Below are 14383 nucleotides of genomic sequence, written 5' to 3'. Positions count from 1 at the left end.
TTGTGAGCACGATGAAACGCGTTGCTCAGGGGGCCGACGGCACCGCCTCGACCTTGCCGCCAAGACGGTCGGTCAGTGCCCGGCGAATCGATGCCGCAATGCCCTGCGCGTCGAGCCCGACCGATGCGAGCTGCTGCGCGGCGGTGCCCTGATCGATGTACGTGTCGGGCAATCCCAGTTGCAGCACCGGAACCAGCACGCCATTGGCATTGAGGGCTTCGACACACGCCGTGCCGGCACCCCCCATCACAACACCTTCCTCGATCGTGACGACGAGGTCGTGCGTGCGGGCCATGTCGAGCAGCGTGGCTTCGTCGAGCGGTTTGACGAAGCGCATGTTGACCACGCTCGCGTCGAACTCGGTGGCCACCTGCTCACTCGGCGCCACCATCGAGCCGAACGCCAGAATAGCCACGCGACGACCTGCCGGGGCAGCGCTCCGGCGACGCACCTGGGCACGGCCCATGGGCAGTGTCGTCAAGCCGGCCTCGGTCTTCACGCCGGGGCCGGCGCCACGCGGGTAACGCACGGCACTGGGGCCGTCGATACCGAGCGCCGTCTGCAACATCTGACGGCATTCGTTTTCGTCGGCCGGGGCCATGACCACCATGTTCGGGATGCAGCGCAGGTAGGCGATGTCGTAAGCCCCTGCATGCGTTGCGCCGTCGGCGCCGACGAGACCGCCCCGATCGATCGCGAAGACGACCGGCAGGTTTTGCAGGGCCACGTCGTGAATTACCTGATCGTAGGCGCGTTGCAGGAACGTCGAGTAGATCGCCACCACGGGCTTGAGCCCCTCGGTCGCCAACCCGCCTGCGAACGTCACGGCATGCTGCTCGGCGATACCGACGTCGTAATAGCGCTCAGGAAAGCGCTTCTCGAATTCGACGAGCCCGGAGCCTTCGCGCATGGCGGGCGTGATGCCGACGACACGCTTGTCCGCTGCTGCCGCGTCGCACAGCCATTCGCCGAAGACCTGCGTATAGGTCTTGGCCGAGACCGTGCCCGGCGCGGCCGGGCGAATCCCTTCGCTCGGATTGAACTTGCCCGGGCCGTGATACAGCACCGGATCGGCTTCGGCGAGTTTGTAGCCGCGGCCCTTGCGCGTCACGACATGCAGGAACTGGGGCCCCTTGAGCGCCTTGATGTTCTCGAGCGCGGGGATGAGCGCGTCCAGATCGTGGCCGTCGATAGGGCCGAGGTAGTTGAAGCCGAACTCCTCGAACATCGTGCCCGTGGGCGAGACGATGGCCTTGGCGTGTTCCTCGAGCTTGTGCGCCAGTTCGCGCATGGGGGCGGGGGCATTGCGCAACAGATTGCGCACGCTCTCCTTGCCGGCCGAGTAGAACTGACCGGACATGAGTCGCGTGAGGTACTGATTGAGCGCGCCGACCGGCGGCGAGATCGACATGTCGTTGTCATTGAGCACAACGAGGAACGGCAGGTCTTCGTAGATGCCGGCATTGTTCAGGGCCTCGAACGCCTCACCGGCGGTCATCGCCCCATCGCCGATCACGGCAATCGCGTGCCGTTTCTCGCCCTTGACCTTGCTGGCCAGCGCCATGCCGAGCGCTGCCGAAATCGACGTGCTCGAATGCGCCGTGCCGAACGTGTCGTATGGCGACTCGTCGCGCTTCGGAAAGCCCGACAGGCCTTGCCATTGCCGAAGGGTCGGCATGGCGTCGCGGCGGCCCGTGAGAATCTTGTGCGGATAGGTTTGATGACCCACGTCCCACACAATGCGGTCGTTGGGCGTGTCGAAGACGTAGTGCAGCGCGATCGTCAGTTCGACGGTGCCCAGATTCGACGAGAGGTGGCCGCCGGTACGCGACACGCTGTCGAGCACACAGGCACGCAATTCGTCGGCCACGCGACGCAAGTCGGCGCGCGAGAGCGCGCGCAACTCGGATGGGGATTGGATGCTGGCTAGCAAATCTTTCATGGCTGAACGTCCGTCCCCGCGCTCACTTCACCAGCCTGGCGAAGGAAGCCAGCAGGCGATCGATGTCGGCGGCCGTGAGGTTGCCCATCGTCGAGATACGGAACAGCGCCTTGGACAAACCGCCTTGCCCCGCGTAGATCACAAAACCGTCGGCCTTGAGCCAGTCGTGCAGGCGCACGTAGTCGACACCCGCAGGCAACTTGTAGGCGCGCAGCACCACCGACGACTCACCCGGCGGCAAGACGCTGTCGATGCCCAGCGCGGCCAGACCGGCGCGCGCTTGCTCGGCGAGCGCGCCGTAATGGGTATGACGCTTTTGCCAGCCACCGGCGTCGTCGAGTTCGCGCAGTGCTTCGACCAGTGCGTAGTACGCGTGCACAGACGGCGTGAACGGCGTATTGCGCTCGGCCTGCAGCTTCGCGAGGCGTGCGATGTCGAGGTAATACGTGCGGCTGGCGGCCTTGGCGAGGGCGTCCTTGCGCACCATCACGAAGGACACCCCCGGCACACCGTGCAAGCACTTGTTCGCGGTAGCGGCAACGGCCACGATGCTCGAGTCGTCGAAATCGATGGCTTCGGCGGCGAAGCTGCTCACGCCGTCGACCAGCAGATCGATGCCGCGCTCGCGACAGGCGGCGGCGATACCGGCCAGATCGTTCAGGCGGCCTGTCGTCGTCTCGTGATGGATGATCGCCACGTTCGTGTACGGGCGGTCTCCCGCCGTGTCGAGCTTGTCGACGATCTGCGTCAGATCGGGCGCTTGCATCCATTCGAAGTGAATGACGTCGTGATCGATACGGTATTGCTTCGCAATCTGCGAGATGCGCTCGCCATACACGCCATTCTCGACGATCAGCAGGCGCCCGCCTTCCGGCACGAGACCTGCGGTCATGCTTTCGACGGCTGCCGTGCCCGAGCCGGTCATCAACACGGGGGCCCACACGGCCGGATCGAGGCCGTAGACCGCCGTCAGACGTGCGCGGGCTTCCTCTTGCAGATCGAAGAATTCGGGCTCGCGGTGGCACAGATCGGGTTGCAGCAGGCTCTTGCGGACGCGCTCGGTCAGGGTGACGGGGCCCGGATTCAGTAACAGCATGGCGAAGCTTCCTCGGCAGATTTCGTGAATGGGGGAGACCGCTCAGGCCGAAGCCTGTACGCGTTGTTGTGCAATATGGTCCATCAGGCGTGCCTTCACGGCTTCCGGCGTGATCTTCGGGCGCGGCAGTCCGTCAGGCGTGCCCGGACGCGTGATCAGGCAAGCGAAACGCGGACCCTCGCTCAACCCGGCGGTGCGGCTGTCGAACAACGGCTCGATGACGTCGAGCGTATCCCCTTCGAGCGCGAGCGCATAACCGCTTGCGGCAGCCACGCCCGCGAACGACACCGTCGGCGAGACCGTGGCCTGCGCGCCGGTCGAGTCGTGCGATGCGTTGTCGAGCAGCAGATGAATGAGATTCGACGGACCGTACGCGCCCAGCGTGGCAAAGGCGCCCATGCGCATGAGCGCGGCGCCGTCACCGTCGAGGGCGACCACGCGCAGGTCGGGGCGTGCCAAGGCGAGGCCCAGCGCCAGCGTCGTGACGCAGCCCATCGAGCCAACCATGTACAACTGGTTGGCGCGGTCGTCGAGCGCATACAGTTCGCGGCCGCAGAAGCCGGTCGATGCCAGCACGACAGTGTCTTCGAGCGGCGTGTGGGCGATCACACGGGCCAGCGCCTCGCGACGCGCTGGCAGCTCGGACGGGGAGACACCCTTCATGAGCGACACCGGCGCGGGCTGTACCGGACGCGCCGGGCGCTCGGCCGGTTGCAGCGGGTAGGGCGCCACGCTGCCTTTTTGCATCACGAGTGCGTAGGGGCGTCCGGTCTCGTCCATGTGACGGACCGCGCGCTCCAGCGCCGGCGCAATCGCCTCGGACTCGGTGGGGAACAACTCCCAGGGCACTTCCATCAGGTCGAGCATGGCCGGCGTGATCGGGCCCATGAGGGCGTGTTGCGGCTCATCGGTAATGCCCGGCTGGCCACGCCAGGTCACAATCAGCAACTGCGGCAGGCGGAAGGTCCATGTGAGCGAAGTCAGCGGGCTCACGGCGTTGCCGAGGCCCGAGTTCTGCATCATCGTGACCGAGCGTGCGCCACCGCCCTCACCGAGCGTGGCGCCGGCCGCGATGGCGACGGCGTCGCCCTCGTTGGCCGCCGACAGATAGTGCAGCGTCGGGTCTTGCAGCACGTAGTTGATGAACGGCGTGAGGAACGAACACGGCACGCCGGTGTACCAGGTGAAGCCGTGCTTGCGCGCGGCTTCGACGAACTGTCCGGCCTCAATCACCTTGGGCCTCCGGGGCGGCGCTGCTAAACGGCGTCTGACCATGGGCGAAGTCTGCCGCGCGGCGGAATTCCTCCATGTCGTTCACGCCACGCCAGTGGCCGTGCACGTATTGCACTTCGATCTTGGCGCCGTCCGCCGCGAGGGCGTTGATCAGTTCGGGTATGCCGAGCTGGTCGAAGTCTGGGCGTGCCTGCAATGCCGTGAAGACGCGTTGCAGTTGCGCACGGCCTTCGTCGCCACGCACACCGAGCAAGCCGATCCAGCGGCCATTGGGCGTGCGCCCGTCGTCCGCAGCGTTGCCGCTGATCTTCTCCAGCAGCACTTGCTGGCCAAACAGGCCACGGTCGTCGCCCGCCGAGCAGTACGCGAAGTCGCGCACGCTGGCGTTGGCGGCATTGGCCGTCGTCGCGGCCGTCGAGTCGACGACAACGGTGAAATCGGCGTTGCTCTCCACCAGATCGCGCACGATGTAGCTGCGGAACAGCAGGTCGCCGTAGGAGATCACCGTGTCGTGCGTGAAGGCATTAGCCACGCGGGCGAGTGAGGCGAGTTCGCCGGTTTCGGCATACCGTTCGTTGACGGCGAGCGTAATGCCTGCGGTCTCGATGGCGTCGGCGCGATAGCCGCCCACGACCGTGATGTCGTTCACATTCTGCTTCTTGAAACCGTCGACCAGCCAGCGCAGCAACGGCTTGCCAGCAACGGGCAGCATCACCTTCGGACGGTCGGTCGTCACGCTCTCGAGGTTCTTGCCACGACTGGCGGCGAGCACGATGGCCGAGCGCGGTGCGTTCGCAGCAGACAGGTAACGGTCTTCCGCTTCGGTGTATTCGTCGGCGTCTTGCAGGCGGAAGATCTCATCGACGGTCGCAATACGGTCTTCGACGTTGACGAGGGTCTCGCTGCGGTGGATTTCGGCGGCCACGGCCTGCATGGCCGACGTGGCGGAGCGAATCAGGTGGTTCGCCCAGATCACGACGCTGATGCCGGCTTCGCGGAACACATCGGTGGGCGTGCTGTAGTACTTGGTCGGCACGATCACCAGCGGGCAGCGGTTATCCCACTCGCGGGCGAATTGCACGATTTCGTCGGCACGCTTGAGTTTGCTGTGAATCAGGATGGCGTCGGCACCGGCCTGACGATAGGCTTCGGCCCGGCGCAGGGCTTCTTCCATGCCCCAGCCGGCGATCAGTGCTTCGACGCGCGCCACGATCGAGAAGTCGTCGTCGGCCTGCGAGTCCTTGCCTGCCTTGATTTTGCCGCAGAATTCGTCGATGTCCGCGAGCGGCTGGCGCTCGCCGCCGATGAAGCTGTTGGTCTTCGGGAATATCTTGTCTTCGATACACACGCCGGCCACGCCACGTTGTTCGAGCTTGCGCACGAGGCGTCGCATGTTGTTGAAGTTGCCATAGCCGGTGTCGCCGTCGAGCAGGATCGGAAGATCGCTGGCGTCGGCCATGAATTCGAGGTTCTCGACAACCTGCGTCCAACTGGCTTCGTTGTTGTCGCGCACACCGAACTGCGCCGAGATGGCAAGGCCCGATGCCCAGATGCCCTTGAAGCCTGCTTCACGCACGATACGTGCGGACAGGCCGTTGTGGGCTTCCATCAGGAATTCGAGTTGATTACTGCGCAGCATGGCGCGCAGTTGCGACGCGCGCGTGGCGGTCGGCGGCGGGGTGAATGCGTCGGGAGCGTTCATTCTGACACCATCGTGAGCGGTTCGAGTTGCGGCAGCACCTGTTCGGTGGCGCGCTTTACATCTTCAGGGTAGTCGATTTCGATCCACGGGAAGCCCGTGACATCGGCCGTTTCGAATTGCGCGCCGCGCTCGAGCAGCAGATCGCGCACGGCTTCTTCGTGCGGCATCTTGGCGCGGCTCGATTCGACGTAATCGCGGGCGATTTCCGCCAGACGTGTCGCCGTCGCTTCGTTGAAGCGGAAGAAGCCGACCGATTCGCCCACGGTGTCATATTCGAGACCGGCCATCACCTGTTTGCGCAGTTCGACGGGGACACCGTTGCGCAGGCACAACTTGACCGGCTCGTCGCCGACTTCGAAATCGCGGTCGATGAGCAGACGGTTCGCCGTCTCACCGGCCACCAGAGCGTTGAAGATGCGTTGGTCGTAGAGCACATCCGCGTCCATGACGAGCACGTCGCCGCCAGCGGTCATCGCATCGGCGGCCGTGTGCAGGGTCAGCACGCTGCCCAGATGGAACTCCGGGTTCAGACGGATCTGTGGACGCGGCGTCCAGTTCAGGCGATCGAGGGCTTCGCTCACTTGCTCGTGATGGAAGCCGAGCGCCAGCACGACATCGGTGATTCCCGCCGCCGCGAGCATGCGCAGGTGGCGCTCGAGCAGCGACATGCCGTCGAACGGCAGCAGGCACTTGGGCGACTGCTTATCTTCGGGCTGTAGCAAACGCAGGCCCATGCCTGCTGCGAGAATGATGGCCCGCATGATGAATATCCTTCTTTAGAGCGGTGCAGAATCCGTGGCGGCAGGCAGCGACACGCTTTGTTGCGAGGCACGCCGGCGGCGCCAGCCACGTTCGGAGAAATGCAGATAGACGAGGCCCGGCACGCCGAGCAGCAGCTCGCGCGTACGTTTGGCCAGGGAGAGAGCCAGCGCGGCGTCGGCCGGCAGACCCACGAGCGGGGCGAGCAGCAGGTAACCGCCTTCCTGCACGCCGAGCGAACCCGGCACGAAGAACGCGGCGCCGCGAATCGCCTGCCCGAGACTTTCGAGCAGCATCGCGTCGATCCAGCTCACCGGGTAGCCGATGAATTGCAGAATCAGCCAGACTTCCACTGTGCCGACGATCCAGCCAACAAGGCTGAGCAAAAAGCTTGCGAGCACCTGACGGCGCCGGCCGTACATCCGTTGCACGATTTCGTCGACGGCGTCCGCCCGGTCGAGCAGCGACGACCAGTCGCGCTTGGACGACATTCTGGCGAGCATACGGAATGCCCAGCCGAAGAGGCCGCGCCGTTGTGCGACGTAGAACGCGTAGAGCAGGGCGGAGATGAGCGCGGTGGCAAGCAGCATCGGCAGCCACAGGCTGTCACCGGCGCCTTGTGTCGCGCTGATGCCGAAGACGGCCAATCCCAGCAGCGCGAAAACGATCTGCGCCACCGCTTGCAGCGTTGTGCTCACGGTGATGGCGGCCGCCGCTTCGCGACCGGCCAACCCGCGTTGCTTCATTTGACGCACCATCGCGATCGGCCCGCCGATCTGACCGGCCGGCAGCAGGCTGTTGACCGACTCCCCAACCCAGCGCGTGAGCGTGGCGCGGCGCAGCGAACAGGATTTCGCCACCAGCACCTGAATGGCGGCGGCGTCAAGCACCAGCGGCACGAGGTGGAAGGCGGCGATAGGCAACAGTCCCCAGCCGGCGACCGCCAGCGTCGACATCACCGATCCCGTGCCCTGCCAGATGAGCAGGGCGACAAAAAGGGCGAAACCTAGGGTGAGAGATACGATGGCAGTCCGGTTCATTTAGCGTTTCGTCCGTCCTAATATCTGACGAAACACTTGGCGGAAACCGAAGTAGGCGATGGCATCTTTCATGTTCGAGATGAAGCGCTGCCACGTGCCCATACGCGGGTCGGTCACATACTCGAACGTGAGCGAGACGCGCTCCTCGTTTTCGCCGAGCGGCGTGATCCGGTGATGCAGTTTGTCCCCGTCGAAGAACACCAGCGCGCCGGGCGGATACGCCACTGCGCCTTCGACTTGCGCCACGCCGGGGTTGCGGGTGTGAAGCCGGTATTCGAGCTTGCAGCTCGATTGGTCCACCACGCCAAGCAGCAGCGTGTAGCGGCGGCCCTTGTAGTACGACGTGTCATAGTGCCAGCCGATGTGATCGCCCGGGCGCGTGTAGTAATACAGCGCATACGCGTGCGGGTCGTCTTGCGGCGACGGCAGCAGCTTTTCACCGGCCAGACGTTCCAGGAAGCGCATCAGGGCGGGCGAGCGGTACAGCTCGGCCACGAACGGGGCAAGCTCGTCGAGCGTATGGCGGCTCACGCTGCCGCCCTGTTTGTGACCGGGAAGGTAGTTGCGGTTGACGTTCGGTGTGACCGAACGGACCACGGCGATCAATTGTTCCGTGACCGTTTTCGGCAGGAACTTATCGAGATAGATGAATGCGTCCTGCGACTTGAACTCGCGGGTCGCGGCGTCGAAGTCGATGGCGTCCAGTGCACGTTCGATTTCGGCGTCTGCCGCGAACGCCGCAGGCGCCATCGGCTGGACTGCCTCGACTGCGGTGGCGGCCTCGGCCGTGGCGGCAGACTCGCCGGCCTCGACCGGCAGCGCGCGGCGCATGACGCGCACGTAGTCGGCGATCACGAGCAGTGCGAAGATCGGCGCGCCGATGGCGGCGGCGATCAGGAAGCCGCGCGTGCCGTCGAACAGCGTGACGAGCGGCATCAGATAGAGCACGTCTTCCGTCTCGAAACCACCGACGGACGCCTGCTTCGTGCCGGCCTTGCCCACGCGGTCTTCGATGCGCATGCGCAGGAAGAAGATCAGGGCCACCGCAATGCCGGCAATCCAGCCGAGCGCGGATGCCGAGAGCGGCACGGGCAGCGGGTATTGGTCCGGGGCGACAGCCGCCACGCCCATGCCGATACCGCCGAACAGCAGCACGGTCACCAAGGCGTCCGAGGCCAGGTCGTACAGGTGGCCAATGCGGCTCGTCTTGCCGCTGATGCGCGCTAGTTCGCCATCCGTATGATCGATGAAGTTCGACAGAACGAGCAGCACGGCGCCCAGATTGGCCATCGCGTAGCCCCCTTGCGCAAATGCCCAGGCGCAGGCCAGCCCGACGATCAGGCGAAGCGTCGTGAGGTGGTTCGGACTGACTCGGGTATCGACGAGCGGTGCGACCATCCAGCGCGCAAGCCGCGCATCGTATTGGCGCGGGCGCGGCGGCACGGGACGTGCAGTATTGCTTGTGGCCGGCGCAGCAGCAGGCGCCGAAATGATTTTCGGTATCGTTTCCATGAGGGGGGAATATATACCCATAAGGCGGTAATGTGCAGTGCACCTAAAACACCTGTACTTACCGCGACAACCTTGACGGTTCGGGGAATTGACGTGCGGTAAACCTCTCGCCGCGCGAGCATGCCGATCGTTCCGGGGGCCTCGCCAAATACGTTTTACTACCTTAGGTTATAAGCGCATTGAATTCGCAATTATATTCCGCAATACTCCATTTCGCTTGCAGGAACCCGGTGTCGTTTCGACGCACCGGTGGCGATCCGCGCAAGCCCTCACGCCCGGCTTGACTGGAAAATGCCGAGTGGCCGGGATAGCGGTGCCGGGACGATGCGCGGATAATGGCGTTCCCGTTAGTTCTTTTTTGCGGTGTTATCCGACCGCACATCTCCCCATGTCCCAAACGATTGCCATCCTTACCGGCGCATCCCGTGGTCTCGGCGCGGCGCTCGCACGCGGTCTGCTCGCCCCCGGCACCCATCTCGTGACGCTGGCACGTCGCACGGACGATGACCTCGCCGAATTGGCGAGTGCACAAGGCGTCACGCTCGAACAAATCGCCGTCGATCTGGCCGATACTCAGGCAACGGCGCAGGTCGCCGATCGAATCTTCTCCGTGCTGCCGCGCGACGCCGGCCGCTATCTGTTGATCAACAACGCGGGCACGGTCAACCCTGTTGCCAATAGCTCGGCCCTGACGGACCCGGCCGCGATCGGTGCGGCATTCGCACTGAACGTGACCTCGGTCATGTTGCTCACAGCCCGCTTTCTTACCGCCACGCAAGGGCTGGCCGCCAAACGGCAGATTGTGAATATCTCGTCGGGCGCCGGCCGCAATCCGAACGCTGGCTGGGCGGTCTACTGTTCGACCAAGGCCGCGCTGGATATGTATACGCGGGTGGTCAACGCTGAACACCGGGAACACGGTGTGCAGGCGGTGTCGCTGGCCCCCGGTGTGGTCGATACCGGTATGCAGGAGACCATTCGCAGCAGCAGCGCGGACAGTTTCCCGGCACTGGCACGTTTTCAGGACCTCAAGGCGAGCGGCAAGCTCGCTTCGCCGGAAGATGTGGCTCGCCGCATTCTGGCGCTGACCGAGCGTGACGATTTCGGTCAGACCGAGATCGACGACATCCGTAACTACGCCTGATCCAGCCCGCCGGGCGTGAGTGCTTGCCGCCCCCCGTGCGGCGGGTGACGCCCGAAAAAAAGGCACCAGCCGGCGTATTGCCGGCCGGTGCCGTCTTGGTGCAGCCGACAGCGGTGTGACGTGCCGCCTACTGCTCGGTGCTGGTGATGAAAACGCTGCCGTTGCGCTCCGGTGCGTACAGAATCAGCGTCGGCGTGTGAATGTCGAAAGCACGCTCACAAGCTTCCCCATACGAATCGAATTGCACGGCCCAGGCACCGTTACGCACGTAGCAATGCGTGATGGTGTCGGTACGCCGGTCAAACTCCTGACCGAGAAACACGCCTTGCGCGTAACACCAGACGACGAACCCGTGAAAGTCTGCCTGCTCTGGAGCGCGAAACACGCGCCAGCGGGCATCGTCCCGCCCCGTCTGACGCGCTGTCGCGCCCGCTGCCCAACGCTCGAAGCCGTCGTGTCTTTTGCGTTGCTCCATGTCGTCGTACCCCCTTGGGTGAACCGCCCTCCGGGTGCCGAGATTCGACATCCCCGGGCGCGTTTTCATAGTCGGAATTTGTTCCTGGCATTTCTATCAGGCAATTCCGAAATATGGCAGGGAATTTCTCCAAAGGGGACGGACGGACCGGCGTCAATCGTAGTGAATCGCCAGCCAGACGGTGGTTTCGCCTTGGGCTGTCCATGCCACACGATGACGCCGATGGGCGGCAATCGTCACCGCATCGCCTGCTCTCAGCACAAGCGTCTGGCCGGGCGTGTCGGCGAAAGCCAGACCCGCGGCGCCGGTGAGCAACACGACCCACTCGTGCTGCGCCTGGTCATACCAGAAGCCTGCGGGCGACGCCTGGCCGGTCGAGACGATGCGCTCGATCCGCAGCCCCGGCCGCGCGAGCAATATGTCGAACTGCTCGGCGGCCTTCGGATCGGGGTGCGAGGGCAGGCCGGCAAACAGGTTCGTGTCGGGCAACGGTGGCGTATCCATACGTACTAAGCGTTCTCTCTTGCGCAGAGGATAGAAAGCATACACGCGCTGCCACGCCTTCAATCGTCCAGATTCTCGTGCACGGCGGCGTCGCCGCGTCGCCAGTAGGCGGCCGCCTTCACCCATTTCGGGTTCAGGCCGCGAGTGTCGACGAGATGGCGGCGCACGGCCTTTGCCACGCCGGCTTCCGCCGCGACCCACACATGGATATCACCGCTGGGCAATGTGGCGACCTGAAGGGCGTCGAGCAGGGCAGTGCTTTCGCCAGCAGGCTTGCCTTCACGGTAGATCCATTCCACCACCACATCGGCGTTGCTCGCGAAGCGCAGACGGTCGGCCGGACTGTCGACTTCTGCGAAGACGAACACCAGTGCGCCAGCGGGCAACTCAGTCAGACGCCGCGCAATCGCCGGCAGCGCCGTGTCGTCGCCGATGAGCACGTAGCCGTCGAAGTTCATGGGAATGACGAACGAGCCACGCGGGCCGCCTACGCCGATGCGGTCTCCCGGCTTGGCTGTGCGCGCCCACTGGGTGGCCGGCCCCGATTCATGCATGGCGAAATCGATCGTGAGCGTTTTCGTCGCCGCGTCATATTGACGCGGCGTGTAGTCGCGCATGAGCCGGGGTGCGTCGCCGGGCGCCGGTTTGGTCACGCCCTCGACACCGATCTGCGGCAGCGCCAGTTCGCCGGTCTCGGGGTTGGGGAAGAAGAGTTTGACGTGGTCGTCGAAGCCGGGGCTGGTGAAGCCTTCGAGGTCGTTGCCGCAGAGCGTCACGCGCACCATGTGCGGCGTGAGTGACTCGACGCTGCGCACTTCGAGCAGACGCATGCGAAGTTCGTGGCGCACCCGTTGCGGCGTGCGATCGGCGATGGCGTTCGGTGCAGCGTTGTCTTGCATCAGAGTCGCTCCAGTTGTTGTGCGGCCGCGTCGAGAATCGCGGCGAACGTGTTGGCTTGTTCGGTCGTGAGCGGCTCGCCGCCCAGACGCAAATGCACGGCATATTTAAAATTGTGCAGCGCGCGCATGACTTGCGGCGGCATGTCTTCCGAGCGTTCGCGGCGCGTTGCGAGCCGCGCGAGCAGTTCCGTGATCGAGTCTTCGTTTTCGGCCAGATACTCGCGCCCGGCGTCGGTGATCTCGTAAGACTTGCGCTGGCTGTCGACCGTGCTTTCCTGCTCGCGGATGTAGCCCATTTCTTCGAGCAGTGTGAGCGTCGGGTAGACGACGCCCGGGCTTGGGCTGTACGTCCCGTTCACGCTCTCTTCGATGGCTTTGATGAGTTCGTAACCGTGACGCGGTTGTTGTGCAATCAGATGCAGCAGCACGAGTCGCAAGCCGCCGTGACTGAAAAGGCGGCCGCCACCGCGTCCGCCTCGGCCAGCTCGTTCACCGCGGACTTCGTCGTCGCGTCCGAAACGGCCGTCACCATAGCCCTCGCCACTGCCGCGCCGTCCGTAGCGTGCACCACGCCGCTCGTCGCCAAAATCCATTTTGTCCAGGTCCAATGGGCCACGGCCCATGAAATCGCCACGTGATCCACGCATGATGCGACTCCTTATCGATGTAATTGAGACATGTTTACGATATATCTAAATTGCATCGAAAGCAAAACTTTTCTTATGTTGCGATCCTATGGAAAATGGGCGAAATCCCTGTTTGGTGAGGGAGACGAGGTATTTTCTGAGGGAGGGGAAAGCGCGGAGACTATATCGAAATGCGCGTTTCGAAATGCCGATGCGGTACTCGCCCCCGGCCGCTGAGGGGCATTGATTCGTGGCGGCTATGGCGATTTATGTCTTATACGACTCGCTCGTTGCACCAGATCGCCGGGCTTGGTTTGGCGCCCAACGGTTCGAGGGACTGCCGCCGCGCTACGCGCAATGTGCGCGAATCACCGGCGGCGCTTACTCCAGCTTCGGAAGATCGGTCTCGAGCCACTTGCGATATCGCTTGTTCAACTCGCCGTTGGCCGTATTGCGTGTGACGAAGTCGTTGACCGCAGCCAGCAACTCCGGCTGATTGAGGCGCATCGCGATGCCCATCGCCTGTTGCAGCAAATTGAACTTCGGCTCGAATTGGCCCGGCGCGCGTTGACGAATCGCATTCGCGACCGTCACGGAGCAGCCGATGGCGTCGACCTGTCCGGTGAGCAGCGCTTGCATTGCGGAAGCATCGTCGTCGAAACGGCGGATCTCGGTGCCTTCGGGGGCCGTCTTGGTGAGCGCCATGTCCTGTGTACTTGCGCGCGCAACGCTCACACGTACGCCTTTCAGATCGGCGGCAGACTTGATGGGTGCGCCCGTTTTGCCGAGCAGCACGATGGTCGCGGCGGCGTACGGTTTGGAGAACTGGACCTGCTTGGCGCGCTCAGGCGTAATGGCGAGCGAGGCGACGAGAACATCCACCTTGCCGCTGAGCAGATACGGAATCCGGTTTGGCCCCGTGACCGGCATGATGTTGAGCTTCACACCCAGATCATTGGCCAGCAGTCTTGCGACGTCAGCGTCGTAACCGTCCGGCTGCGCTTGCGCATTCGTCGTGCCGTACGGCGGGAAGTCGATAAGCATGCCGACGTTGAGCGTGCCCTTCTTTTTGATGCCGGCAACGGTCTGCGCATGGGCGGGGGCGGAGAACAGTGACAGCGTGCTGGTGAGCAGTCCTCCGAGGGTGCCGCCGAGCGATCCGACGAACGCGGCCGGCATGGCGGCAACGCCGAGCGTGGCGAGAAAACTGCGGCGGGAACTGATATCCACGGTGCCCGGAGCGGTTCGCCGGCTGGCAGGGTGCGACGACACGTGTTGCGATTGCGCAGGGTGACGCGAAAACTTGCGAGTCATGCAGGGTCTCCTGAGGCCGCGAAGACATCGCCGAAAACGCCAGTTCGCGGTGCAAGGCGTGCTTCCTTTTGCTGGCTGACGGCTGTCCCCGAGCGATGGTAGCGGGCGACACAGGATGCGTCCACTCCGCACAAACC

The 14383-nt window shown here is 64.1% G+C and carries 13 protein-coding genes and 1 pseudogene; 1 reads left to right on the top strand and 13 read right to left on the bottom strand.

Going from position 1 to position 14383, the window contains the following annotated elements; genetic code table 11:
* Positions 1–25: 25 nt before the first annotated feature.
* From dxs to PHO31112_RS28035, 8 genes and pseudogenes are all read right to left on the bottom strand, one after another.
* Positions 26–1942: a 1-deoxy-D-xylulose-5-phosphate synthase gene (gene dxs, locus PHO31112_RS13200; protein ID WP_150620924.1), complete on the bottom strand. Its 1917-nt coding sequence runs from the start codon at positions 1940–1942 to the stop codon at positions 26–28.
* 22 nt (positions 1943–1964) lie between these two features.
* Entirely contained in the window at positions 1965–3038 is a 1074-nt protein-coding gene (locus tag PHO31112_RS13195; protein ID WP_150620923.1) for a 2-aminoethylphosphonate aminotransferase, read from the bottom strand.
* Positions 3039–3080: 42 nt separating this feature from the next.
* Positions 3081–4271 carry a phosphonopyruvate decarboxylase gene (gene aepY, locus PHO31112_RS13190; RefSeq protein WP_150620922.1) on the bottom strand — a complete coding sequence of 397 codons (1191 nt, stop codon included), beginning with the start codon at positions 4269–4271 and terminating at the stop codon, positions 3081–3083.
* On the bottom strand, positions 4264–5973 hold the full coding sequence (gene aepX / locus PHO31112_RS13185; protein WP_150620921.1) for a phosphoenolpyruvate mutase: 1710 nt from the start codon (positions 5971–5973) through the stop codon (positions 4264–4266). Before aepX ends, aepY begins: the two co-directional genes overlap by 8 nt.
* On the bottom strand, positions 5970–6734 hold the full coding sequence (locus tag PHO31112_RS13180; protein ID WP_150620920.1) for a phosphocholine cytidylyltransferase family protein: 765 nt from the start codon (positions 6732–6734) through the stop codon (positions 5970–5972). Before PHO31112_RS13180 ends, aepX begins: the two co-directional genes overlap by 4 nt.
* A 15-nt stretch (positions 6735–6749) precedes the next feature.
* Positions 6750–7772, bottom strand: a complete 1023-nt coding sequence (locus tag PHO31112_RS13175; RefSeq protein ID WP_150620919.1) for a flippase-like domain-containing protein — start codon at positions 7770–7772, stop codon at positions 6750–6752.
* Positions 7773–8522, bottom strand: a complete 750-nt coding sequence (locus tag PHO31112_RS27415) for a HalD/BesD family halogenase (protein WP_425495190.1) — start codon at positions 8520–8522, stop codon at positions 7773–7775.
* A 33-nt stretch (positions 8523–8555) separates the two neighbouring features.
* Positions 8556–9170: pseudogene (locus PHO31112_RS28035) on the bottom strand (CDP-alcohol phosphatidyltransferase family protein); the annotation flags it as partial.
* Positions 9171–9672: 502 nt separating this feature from the next.
* Here PHO31112_RS28035 and PHO31112_RS13165 point away from each other — a divergent pair.
* Positions 9673–10428 carry an SDR family oxidoreductase gene (locus tag PHO31112_RS13165; protein WP_150620918.1) on the top strand — a complete coding sequence of 252 codons (756 nt, stop codon included), beginning with the start codon at positions 9673–9675 and terminating at the stop codon, positions 10426–10428.
* Positions 10429–10555: 127 nt separating this feature from the next.
* Here the strand turns inward: PHO31112_RS13165 and PHO31112_RS13160 are convergent, their stop codons facing one another.
* From PHO31112_RS13160 to PHO31112_RS13140, 5 genes are all read right to left on the bottom strand, one after another.
* Positions 10556–10903, bottom strand: a complete 348-nt coding sequence (locus PHO31112_RS13160) for a hypothetical protein (protein ID WP_150620917.1) — start codon at positions 10901–10903, stop codon at positions 10556–10558.
* Between the two features lie 153 nt (positions 10904–11056).
* Positions 11057–11407 carry a cupin domain-containing protein gene (locus tag PHO31112_RS13155; protein ID WP_150620916.1) on the bottom strand — a complete coding sequence of 117 codons (351 nt, stop codon included), beginning with the start codon at positions 11405–11407 and terminating at the stop codon, positions 11057–11059.
* Positions 11408–11466: 59 nt separating this feature from the next.
* Positions 11467–12306 carry a siderophore-interacting protein gene (locus PHO31112_RS13150; RefSeq protein WP_150620915.1) on the bottom strand — a complete coding sequence of 280 codons (840 nt, stop codon included), beginning with the start codon at positions 12304–12306 and terminating at the stop codon, positions 11467–11469.
* Positions 12306–12953, bottom strand: a complete 648-nt coding sequence (locus PHO31112_RS13145; RefSeq protein WP_150620914.1) for a PadR family transcriptional regulator — start codon at positions 12951–12953, stop codon at positions 12306–12308. The genes PHO31112_RS13150 and PHO31112_RS13145 overlap by 1 nt, the downstream gene beginning before the upstream one ends.
* 360 nt (positions 12954–13313) lie before the next feature.
* Positions 13314–14111, bottom strand: a complete 798-nt coding sequence (locus PHO31112_RS13140) for a transporter substrate-binding domain-containing protein (RefSeq protein ID WP_150621082.1) — start codon at positions 14109–14111, stop codon at positions 13314–13316.
* Between the last annotated feature and the right edge of the window lie 272 nt (positions 14112–14383).

This window comes from Pandoraea horticolens (genome assembly GCF_902459555.1).
GTDB lineage: Bacteria > Pseudomonadota > Gammaproteobacteria > Burkholderiales > Burkholderiaceae > Pandoraea > Pandoraea horticolens.
This window is presented reverse-complemented; position numbering and strand designations above follow the sequence as displayed.

Coding starts and splice junctions, on each gene's coding strand:
- dxs (WP_150620924.1), bottom strand. CDS start 1,942: ATGAAAGATTTGCTAGCCAGCATCCAATCCCCATCCGAGTTGCGCGCG.
- PHO31112_RS13195 (WP_150620923.1), bottom strand. CDS start 3,038: ATGCTGTTACTGAATCCGGGCCCCGTCACCCTGACCGAGCGCGTCCGC.
- aepX (WP_150620921.1), bottom strand. CDS start 5,973: ATGAACGCTCCCGACGCATTCACCCCGCCGCCGACCGCCACGCGCGCG.
- PHO31112_RS13180 (WP_150620920.1), bottom strand. CDS start 6,734: ATGCGGGCCATCATTCTCGCAGCAGGCATGGGCCTGCGTTTGCTACAG.
- PHO31112_RS13175 (WP_150620919.1), bottom strand. CDS start 7,772: ATGAACCGGACTGCCATCGTATCTCTCACCCTAGGTTTCGCCCTTTTT.
- PHO31112_RS27415 (WP_425495190.1), bottom strand. CDS start 8,522: ATGGCGCCTGCGGCGTTCGCGGCAGACGCCGAAATCGAACGTGCACTG.
- PHO31112_RS13165 (WP_150620918.1), top strand. CDS start 9,673: ATGTCCCAAACGATTGCCATCCTTACCGGCGCATCCCGTGGTCTCGGC.
- PHO31112_RS13160 (WP_150620917.1), bottom strand. CDS start 10,903: ATGGAGCAACGCAAAAGACACGACGGCTTCGAGCGTTGGGCAGCGGGC.
- PHO31112_RS13155 (WP_150620916.1), bottom strand. CDS start 11,407: ATGGATACGCCACCGTTGCCCGACACGAACCTGTTTGCCGGCCTGCCC.
- PHO31112_RS13150 (WP_150620915.1), bottom strand. CDS start 12,306: ATGCAAGACAACGCTGCACCGAACGCCATCGCCGATCGCACGCCGCAA.
- PHO31112_RS13145 (WP_150620914.1), bottom strand. CDS start 12,953: ATGCGTGGATCACGTGGCGATTTCATGGGCCGTGGCCCATTGGACCTG.
- PHO31112_RS13140 (WP_150621082.1), bottom strand. CDS start 14,111: ATGCCGGCCGCGTTCGTCGGATCGCTCGGCGGCACCCTCGGAGGACTG.